The organism is Xanthomonas sp. WHRI 7945 (assembly GCF_035026585.1).
Genome location: NZ_JAYIQP010000017.1, coordinates 82,736 through 92,354, shown reverse-complemented (window position 1 = coordinate 92,354; position 9,619 = coordinate 82,736). Strand labels below are relative to the sequence as shown.

Below are 9,619 nucleotides of genomic sequence, written 5' to 3'. Positions count from 1 at the left end.
GTCCCGAGTCCCGAGTCCCGAGTCCCGAGTCCCGAGTCCCGAGTCCCGAGTCCCGAGTCCCGCTCAGAAATCGACCTGCACCGCCAACCGCGCCGTCCGCGGCGCGCCCAGGAACAGATAGTCGTCGCCGGCGTATTCGCCGACGTCGCGCCAGTAGCGCTTGTCGGCCAGGTTGTCCACGCTCAGCCGCAGCGTGGTCGGTACCGCGCCCAGCCGCGTGGCGTAGCGCGCGCCCAGGTTGTACACGGTATAGCCGCCCACCTCGGCATTGCCGATCCGGTCGGCGTACTTGGCGCCGCTGTACTGCGCGCCGCCCAGCAGCGCCAGGCCGGCGACACCGGGCACGTCCCAACTGGCCTGGGCGCTGGCGCGCAGCCTGGGCACGTTCAAGGCCTGGTGGCCTTCGTAGGCGGGCGTGCCGGTGTCCTCGGCGCGCGCGCGGATGCCGGCGACGCTGGCCTGCAGGTGCAGCCGTTCGCCGATCGCGCCGTCGGCCGACAGTTCGATGCCGCGGTTGTGCAGCCGGCCCTGCTGCAGGTACAGGAAGCTGCCGTCGGCCTGCGGCTGCGCGTACTGGTAGGCCTGGCGCATGTCGAACACGGCGGCGCCCAACGCCAGGCCGTCGCGCTCGTATTTCAGGCCGGCCTCGCTCTGGTACGCGGCGGTCGGCGCGAGGATCGCGTCGGCATTGCTGGCGAACCACGAGGCGGTGCCGCCCGGCGCCAGGCCCTTGGCGAAGCTGGCATACAGCGACAGCGTGTCCTGCGGCTTGAACAGCAGTGCCGCCTGCGGCAGCAGTTCCGAGCGGCGGGTGTGCCGGGTCAGTGCGCCGTCGCGGTCCCAGGCGCGCTCGTCGTAGCGCACCTGGCGCGCACCCAGCAGCAACTGCCACGCCTCGCCGATGCCGATGCGGTCGCTGGCCAGCAGCGCGGTCTGCGTGCTGTCCAGGCGCCGCCGCTTGGGATCCAATTCGGCATCGGCCTGGGCGTAGACCGGCGGGTCGGCGTCGATGTTGCCGGTGCCGATCCACTCGTTGATCGAGCCGTGCCGGTCGATGCTGCGCTGCAGGTAGTCCACGCCGACGTTGATCTGGTGCTGCAACGTGCCGGTGGCGAAACTGCCGGACACGGTCGCCTGCAGCTGGTCGTTGCGGCGGGTGTCGTCGGGGCTGCGGTAGTCGTAGACGTCGTAGTCGCCTTCGCGGCTGAAATAGTTGGGAACCGCGTCGGCGGCGCAGCTGGCCGCGCCGTAGCAGCCCCAGGCGAAGCTGGAATAGTCGTCGATCACCGCGCGGCTGTGGGCGGCCGCCAGCTGCGCGCTCCAGGCGTCGTTGAAGCGGTAGCGATAGCGCAGCTGGGCATTGAGCGCATCGATGCCGACCGGCTTGGACCACGGCTGGTAGGCCAGCAGCCGGTGCACCGACACGTCGCTGGGCACGCGTGTGCCGCCGAGCAGCTGATAGCCGGGGACCGAGCGCTGCTGCCGGTCCTGGTATTCCACGTCCAGCTGCAGCGTCGATCGCGGGTCGATGTTCCAGTCCGCGGCCAGCGACAGGAAGTTGCGGTGGCCGTCGGCATGCGCGACGTAGCTGCGGATGTCCTCGTGCGCGGCGTTGACCCGCAGCCCGAACTGGCGGTCGCGGCCGAACCAGCCGCCTAGGTCCGCCGCGGCGTAGCGGCCGCCATCGTCGTCGGTGCCCAGCACCAGCGTGCGCACCTGTTGCGGGCGCTTGGTCGTGTAGTCGATCACGCCGGCCGGTTCGGTGAGGCCGGACTGCAGCCCGGACAGACCCTTGAGCACCTGCACCTGCTGCTTGTTCTCCAGCGCCACGTTCTGCTCGCCGGCGACGGTCAGGCCGTTGATGCGGTAGCTGTTGGCTGCGTTGAGCGAATAGCCGCGCACCACGAAGTTCTCGTAGTAGCCGATCGGCGCGTAGCTGTCGCCGACCGAGGCATCGGCGCGCAGCACCTCGCTGAGCACGCGCACCTGGCGGTCGTCCAGCTGCGCGCGGTCGATCACGCCGATCGACGCGGGCGTGTCCAGCAGCGCGGCGTCGCCGTAGCCGGCCAGGTCGGAGCGGTTGCGCGACTGCGTGGCCTGCACGTTGACCGCGTCCAGTTCGATCGGCGTGCGCGTGTCCGCATCGGTGGCGCGTGCCGGCGCGGCGGTGGCGGCCAGCGCCAAGGCCAGGGCGAGCGGCGCGAGCGCGGGGAAGGTGTGGGACATGCTGGACCTCTAGGCGGAAAGCGGAACGGGAAGAAGAGATGCCGCTGCGCGCAGGCGACAGCAGCGTCGGGTATCGGGTGCGACGCCGCGGCGGCAGCGCTGCGCGGCGGGCATGCGCCAGGGGCGCGTCGACGTGCGCGGCCGCGTGCGCATGGCGCTCATCGCGCCGCCTCGGCGTGCCGCTGCAATTGCCGCAGCAGGCGCTGGCCTTCCTCGCCGCCGAACCAGTCGGCATGGCCGAGCAGGTAGCGGCGGTAGGCGATGTCGGCATTCGCGTCGGAGCCGGTGATGCCGGCGAAATAGTCGATCTCGCTGAGCGCGAAGTCGGCGTGCGCGATCGGCAACAGCGCGGCCAGCAGGCGCAGTTGCGCCGCGTCCAGCGGCAACACCTGCGCGTAGCCGTGCAGCAGCGCATCGAGTTGGTCCAGGTCGGCCGCGGCGCGGCCGCCAACGTCCAGTTCCAGCCACGGCACCAGGTTGCGCTCGATCGCGGTGGCCAGGTCGAACAGCGCGAAGCTGCGGTCGGCCAGGCCGAAATCGAACACCGCGCTGACCTCGCTCGCCGTGCCCTGGTCGCGCCACAGCAGGTTGGAGGCATGCCAGTCGCCGTGCGTCCACAGCGGCGGCGGCGGCGATCGCAGCGACGGCCAGGCCTGTGCGTGCCAGGGCAGCAGGTGCCGGCGCAGGTCGCCGCGCCAGTCGCGTCGCTGCAGCCAAGCCGCCAATGCCGGCCGCCCGCGCAGGTCCTGCTGCAGCGCCTGCAACGGATCGGCGCTGCCGAACAGGCGCAGGTTGGCGACCAGCAGCGCGGTGCTGCGCGGCGCGGCCACGTAGTCGGCGGCGGCGCAGTGCAGGCGCGCGAGGGCGCGCCCGGCGGCCTGCGCATGCGTGGTGCCGGCGAAGGGCAGCCACGAGGCGGTGTCGCGGTAGAGGTCCTCGCCTGCGGCGGCGCGCTGCACCTCGTAGGTCCAGTCGCCGATTTCCACCGCGCTGGCGCCGTCGGCCGTGCGCAGCAGCACCGGCACCGGCACGTCGCGCGCGCGCAGGTGCTCGATGAAGCGGTGTTCCTCGCCCAGCGTGCGCGCGTCGCGCAGGCGGCGGTGATGGCGCTTGACGAACAGGGTGCCGACCGCGCTGTCGACCTCGGCCGCGGCGGAGAACGGGCGCGGGCTGTGCCAGCGCAGGGCGCGCACCGCGTCGGGCAGGGCCATGCGCCGCAACAGCGCGTCCACCTCGTCGCTGCGCAAGGGCGGCCAGTCCGCCGCTGCCGGGGCCAGGCTCATGCCGTGGATCTGGTGCGCGCTCATGCTGCCTGCCCGGCGCGCAGGTGCGAGCCGATCGCGGCGCAACGCAGCGTCGTTCGGCAGTTTTTGGAGGTTGGTCTAGACCAATGACGCGGAGCCCCGGGGCGGCGGCCGACGGCAAGGTCGGTCGCAGGGCGGCGGCGCTGCCGGGCCGTCGGCATGCACGGCCACCGCCACAGGGGGCGGCCGATGCGTAGCGAGCCTGGCGGCAGCGCGCCGTAGAGGGCGCTAGCCGTCATCTACACCGCGAAAAGCAGGGGACCGGCGATTCTACCGCGTCGGCGCGTGCGATTGACGCGCGGGTGCGCGGCGATGCCGGCGCACTGTGCCGCGGCATCGTCCATGCGGGTCCAGCCGTCGGGCAGCGGGCGAACGTTTCCGCGCCGTCGGCGCGGCGCTGGCAGGCGGTGACGTAGAGGTCCTGCAGCAGGCTTGTCGCCGCGCGCAGGCGCGGCGCCTTCTGCGCGCGGTGCTTTGCCCGGATAATTGGCGGATGAGCGAACAGCAGATGGCCGTGGTGGTAGTGACCTACGAAAGCGGCAGCACCATCGACGCCTGCCTGCAGCGGTTGCGCGCGGCGGCGCAGGTCGCGCAGATCCGCGTGGTCGACAACGCCTCGCGCGACGACACCCTGGCGATCGTGCAGCGCCACGCGCTGGAGGACCGGCGCGTGCGCTTCATCGCCAATCCCGACAACCCCGGCTTCGCCACCGCCTGCAACCAGGGCGCGGCGGCCAGCGATGCGCCGTGGCTGGCGTTCGTCAATCCGGATCTGATGGTGGAGACCGATACGCTGGCGCTGTTGCGCGCGCAGGTGGCCGCGCTCGGCGACGCGCTGCTCGGCGTGGAGCAGGTCGACGAGCACGGTCGCGCCGACGCGGCGGTACGCCGCCGCGATCCGGACTTCGCGGCGATGCTGCGGCATCCGCTGGCCGGTTCGCGGCTGGCGCTGGCGGCCGATCCGGCGCAGCCGCTGCAGCGCGTGGACGCGATCTCCGGCGCGCTGATGCTGCTGCCGCGGGCGCTGTTCGACCGCATCGGCGGCTGGGACGCCGGCTACCGGCTGCATGCCGAAGACCTGGACCTGTGCCGCCGCGCGCGCCTGGCCGGGGCCACGGTGGCGGTGGTCAATGGCCTGCGCGTCGTGCACGTGCGCGGCGTCTCCAGCCGCAAGCGGCCGTGGTTCGTGGAATGGCACAAGCATCGCGGGCTGTGGCGCTATTTCCGCAAGTTCGAAGCGCCCACGCGCAGCGCGCCGGTGCGCGCAGCGGTGTGGGCGGTGATCTGGCTGCACGCCTGGGTGACCTTCGCCAGGTTGTGCTGGCGGCGGCCTGGCTGAGCGATGCGGCGCGCTGGCGCATTCGGCGCCTCGCGTTCCTGCAGGGGCGGCTTCAGCCGCGACGGGCTTTACCTGTAGGGCCCGGTCGCGGCTGAAGCCGCTCCTACAGAAGAGCCGGAGCGAGCCGGCAACACGCTGGCGCATAATGCCGCGATGATCATCGATTCGCTGCTCGACACCGATCTGTACAAGTTCACGATGATGCAGGCGGTGCTGCACCAGCATCCCGGCGCGCAGGTGGAATACCGCTTCAGGTGCCGCACGCCGGACATCGACCTGGCGCAGTTCCTGGAGCAGATCTCGGCCGAGATCGACGCGCTGTGTGCGCTGCGCTTCCGCGCCGAGGAACTGGACTACCTGCGCGGGCTGCGCTTCATCAAGCCGGACTTCGCCGATTTCCTGGCGCTGTTCCACCTGGACCGCAAGTACCTGCAGTTGCGCGCTTCGGCCACGGTGCCGGGCGAGATCGAACTGCGCATCCGCGGGCCGTGGCTGCACACCATCCTGTTCGAGGTGCCGCTGCTGGCGATCGTCAACGAGGTCTGGTTCCGCAACACCGGCGGCGACGACCACGACGAGGGCCTGCGCCGGTTGCAGGCCAAGATCGCGTTGCTGCGCGACAGCAGCGGCTACGGCGGTTGCGCGATCGCCGACTACGGTACCCGCCGCCGCTATTCGCGGGCCTGGCACGGCGAGCTGTTGCCGGTGCTGCAGCAGACCCTGGGCGCGCAGTTCGTCGGCACCAGCAACGTGTACTTCGCCTGGCGCTACGGGCTGACCCCGCTGGGCACGATGGCCCACGAATACCTGCAGGCGTTCCAGGCGCTGGGCCCGCGGCTGCGCGATTCGCAGGCCGCCGCGCTGGAGTCGTGGGCACGCGAGTACCGCGGCGACCTCGGCATCGCCCTGTCCGACGTGGTCGGGCTGGAGGCGTTCCTGCGCGACTTCGACCTGTACTTCTGCAAGCTGTTCGACGGCATGCGCCACGACTCCGGCGATCCGTTCGAATGGGGCGAACGCATGCTGGCGCACCTGCAGCAGCACCGGGTGGACCCGCGCAGCAAGATCCTGGTGTTCAGCGACGGCCTGGACATCGACAAGGTGATGCGGCTGTACGCGCATTTCCGCGACCGCTGCCTGCTCGCCTTCGGCGTCGGCACGCACCTGACCAACGACCTGGGGCCCAAGCCGCTGCAGATCGTGATCAAGATGGTCCGCTGCAACGGCCAGCCGGTGGCCAAGCTCAGCGACTCGCCGGGCAAGACCCTGTGCGACGACCCGGCCTACCTGGCCTATCTGCGCCAAGTCTTTGACGTGGCCGCCGATCGTCCAGAGTGAGACGTGGCCGGCCGACTTCCGGGTCGGTTGCGACCAAAATACAGGCGAGCGGCGCCAAGCCGGAGCAGGCTATGCTGTGGTGCAGCATTTGGCTATGATGGGCTGGAAAGTGAGAACTGTATCCCGTTGATGGCGGGATCGGCCATCTTGGCATCAAGCTTGCTCGGTACCCTTTGCCCGGCACTGCCGTGCCATTTTTCCAACGCAGGCAGCACCCGATGAGTCCTTCCGAGCCACACGCGCATTTCCGTACCCAGGCCTGTTCCCGGCAGTGGCGCGGCTTCCTGCGTGCCTTGGCCCAGGAGTTCGCGGCGGAGCTGGGGGTGGAAGACATGGCGCTGCTGATGGCACGGATCGGCCGCCGTTTCGCCGGCGAGCATCCGATCGGGGCCTGCGCGACGCTGGACGAGATCCAGGCCGCGGCCAACCGGGTCTGGGAGCGGGTGGAGTGGGGGTATGTGCGCTTCGAGGAGCAGGCCGACCGGGTCGACCTGCACCACGTGGGCTCGCCGTTGCAGATCGCCCTGGCCGGGGAGACGGCCGGGGCGGATGGGTTCCTGGAAGGGGTGTACCACGCCTGGTTCGAGCAGGCCGGCATGTCGGCGGGCCTGGGGGTCCGCGCGGTGCCGGTCGACGACGAGGATGTCCGCCGTTTCGTGTTGTGCCGGGTCGCCTGACTCAGGTACTCGATCCACCAGACACACAAATCATCTTAGGGGGTGATCGATGTCCAAGAAGACCGACCAAGCCGGCGCCGATGCGGCCGACGACATTTCCAGCCTGTTCGCCAAGCTCGGCAGCCAGGGCGCCAGTGCGTACCAGGATTTTTCCGGGGCGCGGCTGAGCGCGCCGGAGCCGGCCGTTGCCGAAGCGCTGCCGCCCGCCGAAGCGCCACAGCCCATCGCGCCGGTGTCCGTGCCGACGCTGTCGGTGGTGCGCGCGCCGGCCGAGTCCAGGCCGGTCGTGGCGCTGCCCGTGGCAAAGCCCGCCGCGGCGGAACCCGCGGCATCGGCAGCGGCCGCTGCGGCCACGCCGCTCGCGCAGCTGTTCCAGCGCCTGCTGGAGACCGGCCGCGATCGCGTGCCGACGCCCGATAGCCCGCTCAAGCGTTTGCAGATCCGCTGACGCGTGATGCGCGCGCCGCTGGCGCCGCGTATCGTGTCATGTCGTCGCGCGGAGGGGAGAACGCGCGCCGCTTCGCCCCTCCTCGCTAGGAATCGCTGATGAGCGCTGCGTCCGCATCGCGTGCCGGTCAACCCATGCACACGCTGGCCACCTGGTCGCTGTGGGCGCTGGGCGCCTTGTTGTTGGTGTTCGTGGTCGCCATTCCGATGGACGTGCCGCAACAGCTGCTGTTCTCGCTGGTGGTGTTCATCGCGGCGATGCTGTTGCGCCGCAGCGGCAGCCGGCTGGCGGTGCTGGTGATGATGGCGCTGTCGCTGGCGGTGTCCTCGCGCTACATCTGGTGGCGCATCACCCAGACCATGGGCGTGAGCAGCGCGGTCGACCTCAGCCTCGGCCTGGGCCTGCTGCTGGCCGAGGTGTATGCGTTCACGATCCTGGTGCTGGGCTATTTCCAGGTGCTGTGGCCGCTGAACCGGCGCCCGGTGCCGCTGCCCGCCGACCAGAGCGAATGGCCGACGGTGGACCTGTTCATCCCCACCTACAACGAGCCGCTGTCGGTGGTGCGCTCCACCATCCTGGCCGCCAGCGTGATGGACTGGCCGGCGGACAAGCTCAACATCTATCTGCTCGACGACGGCCGCCGCGAGGAGTTCCGCGCGTTCTGCGCACAGGCCGGCATCCACTACCTCACCCGCACCAACAACTTCCACGCCAAGGCCGGCAACATCAACGCCGCGCTGAAGAAGTCCAGCGGCGAGTACGTGGCGATCTTCGATTGCGACCACATCCCGACCCGCTCGTTCCTGCAGGTGGCGATGGGCTGGTTCCTGCGCGACCGCATGCTGGCGGTGGTGCAGATGCCGCACTACTTCTTCTCGGCCGACCCGTTCGAGCGCAACCTCGGCAACCACGGCAAGGTGCCCAACGAGGGCGAGCTGTTCTACGGCCTGCTGCAGGACGGCAACGACCAGTGGGACGCCACCTTCTTCTGCGGCTCGTGCGCGGTGATCAAGCGCAAACCGCTGGAGGAAGTGGGCGGGGTGGCGGTGGAAACGGTGACCGAGGACGCGCACACCGCGCTGAAGCTGCACCGGCGCGGCTACCGCAGCGCCTACATCACCGTGCCGCAGGCCGCCGGGCTGGCGACGGAGAGCCTGTCCGGCCACGTCGCACAGCGCATCCGCTGGGCGCGCGGCATGGCGCAGATCGCGCGGCTGGACAATCCGCTGTTCGGCAAGGGCCTGCGCCTGTCGCAGCGGCTGTGCTACGCCAACGCGATGCTGCATTTCTTCTACGGGCTGCCGCGCATCATCTACCTGACCGCGCCGCTGGCCTTCCTGTTCTTCGGCGCGCACGTGATCCACGCCTCGGCGCTGATGATCCTGGCCTACGCGCTGCCGCACATCATGCAGGCCAACCTGACCAACCTGCGCACCCAGGGCAAGTTCCGCCACCTGCTGTGGAACGAGGTCTACGAGACCACGCTGGCCTGGTACATCCTGCGCCCGACGCTGGTGGCGCTGTTCAATCCCAAGCTCGGCAAGTTCAACGTCACCCCCAAGGGCGGCCTGGTCACGCGCAGCTATTTCGACCGGCAGATCGCCAAGCCCTACCTGTTCCTGCTGGTGCTGAACCTGGCCGGCCTGGCCGCCGGGGCGATGCGCCTGTTCTACACCGATGCCACCGGCGAAGCGCAGACGATCTGGTTCAACCTGGTCTGGACCGTCTACAACGTGCTGCTGCTCGGCGCCACCATCGCCACCGCCAGCGAGATGCGCCAGGTGCGCCGCTCGCACCGCGTGCCGCTGGACATCCCGGCCACGCTGTACCTGCCCGACGGCCAGGAACTGGCCTGCCGCACCGTCAACTTCTCCACCGGCGGCATGGCGCTGAAGCAGGCCGAGGCGGCGCCGGTGGAACCGGACACGCTGGTCGACGTGGGCCTGTCGCACCGCAATACCGAAAAGCGCCTGCCGGCGATCGTGCGCCACGACCGCGACGGGCACATCAGCGTGCAGTTCCGCAGCATGTCGATCGAACAGGAGCGCTGGCTGGTCGCCTGCACCTTCGCCCGTGCCGACATCTGGGTGTCGCAGTGGGGCCGCCACGACCGCGACAACTTCTGGAAGTCGATGGGCCAGGTGTTCGCGGCGAGCATGCGCGGCTTCAAGCGCCTGGGCCAGCACATCGGCGAGAGCGTGCGCGGCGGCTTCCGCCCGGCGCGCCCGGCCGGCGAGGAATCCGCGCCGTGAGCCGCCTCCGCCCGCCGTTTCCTTCCCCTTTCTTC

7 protein-coding genes are annotated in these 9,619 nt (G+C 70.4%); 5 read left to right on the top strand and 2 right to left on the bottom strand.

The window, feature by feature from the left end; all coding sequences use genetic code 11:
- Positions 1 to 63: 63 nt before the first annotated feature.
- Together VDQ83_RS14545 and VDQ83_RS14540 are read right to left on the bottom strand one after the other, a co-directional pair.
- On the bottom strand, positions 64 to 2,226 hold the full coding sequence (locus VDQ83_RS14545) for a TonB-dependent siderophore receptor (protein ID WP_455435482.1): 2,163 nt from the start codon (positions 2,224 to 2,226) through the stop codon (positions 64 to 66).
- Between the two features lie 158 nt (positions 2,227 to 2,384).
- The gene (locus VDQ83_RS14540; protein WP_455435481.1) at positions 2,385 to 3,533 is read right to left on the bottom strand and encodes a phosphotransferase enzyme family protein; all 1,149 of its coding nucleotides are present in this window, start codon (positions 3,531 to 3,533) and stop codon (positions 2,385 to 2,387) included.
- A gap of 490 nt (positions 3,534 to 4,023) precedes the next feature.
- Between VDQ83_RS14540 and VDQ83_RS14535 the strand changes: the two genes are divergently transcribed.
- The 5 genes from VDQ83_RS14535 (at position 4,024) to bcsA (ending at position 9,584) form a co-directional block, all read left to right on the top strand.
- Entirely contained in the window at positions 4,024 to 4,869 is an 846-nt protein-coding gene (locus tag VDQ83_RS14535; RefSeq protein WP_455435480.1) for a glycosyltransferase family 2 protein, read from the top strand.
- Between the two features lie 153 nt (positions 4,870 to 5,022).
- The gene (pncB, locus tag VDQ83_RS14530) at positions 5,023 to 6,207 is read left to right on the top strand and encodes a nicotinate phosphoribosyltransferase (protein ID WP_455435479.1); all 1,185 of its coding nucleotides are present in this window, start codon (positions 5,023 to 5,025) and stop codon (positions 6,205 to 6,207) included.
- Positions 6,208 to 6,425: 218 nt separating this feature from the next.
- A complete protein-coding gene (gene bcsD, locus VDQ83_RS14525; RefSeq protein ID WP_455435478.1) occupies positions 6,426 to 6,884 on the top strand; it encodes a cellulose biosynthesis protein BcsD in 459 nt (152 codons plus the stop codon).
- 49 nt (positions 6,885 to 6,933) lie between these two features.
- A complete protein-coding gene (locus tag VDQ83_RS14520) occupies positions 6,934 to 7,332 on the top strand; it encodes a hypothetical protein (RefSeq protein ID WP_263397226.1) in 399 nt (132 codons plus the stop codon).
- Positions 7,333 to 7,430: 98 nt separating this feature from the next.
- On the top strand, positions 7,431 to 9,584 hold the full coding sequence (gene bcsA, locus VDQ83_RS14515; protein ID WP_455435477.1) for a UDP-forming cellulose synthase catalytic subunit: 2,154 nt from the start codon (positions 7,431 to 7,433) through the stop codon (positions 9,582 to 9,584).
- Positions 9,585 to 9,619 lie beyond the last annotated feature (35 nt).

Coding starts and splice junctions, on each gene's coding strand:
- VDQ83_RS14520 (WP_263397226.1), top strand. CDS start 6,934: ATGTCCAAGAAGACCGACCAAGCCGGCGCCGATGCGGCCGACGACATT.
- pncB (WP_455435479.1), top strand. CDS start 5,023: ATGATCATCGATTCGCTGCTCGACACCGATCTGTACAAGTTCACGATG.
- VDQ83_RS14540 (WP_455435481.1), bottom strand. CDS start 3,533: ATGAGCGCGCACCAGATCCACGGCATGAGCCTGGCCCCGGCAGCGGCG.
- bcsD (WP_455435478.1), top strand. CDS start 6,426: ATGAGTCCTTCCGAGCCACACGCGCATTTCCGTACCCAGGCCTGTTCC.
- VDQ83_RS14545 (WP_455435482.1), bottom strand. CDS start 2,226: ATGTCCCACACCTTCCCCGCGCTCGCGCCGCTCGCCCTGGCCTTGGCG.
- VDQ83_RS14535 (WP_455435480.1), top strand. CDS start 4,024: ATGAGCGAACAGCAGATGGCCGTGGTGGTAGTGACCTACGAAAGCGGC.
- bcsA (WP_455435477.1), top strand. CDS start 7,431: ATGAGCGCTGCGTCCGCATCGCGTGCCGGTCAACCCATGCACACGCTG.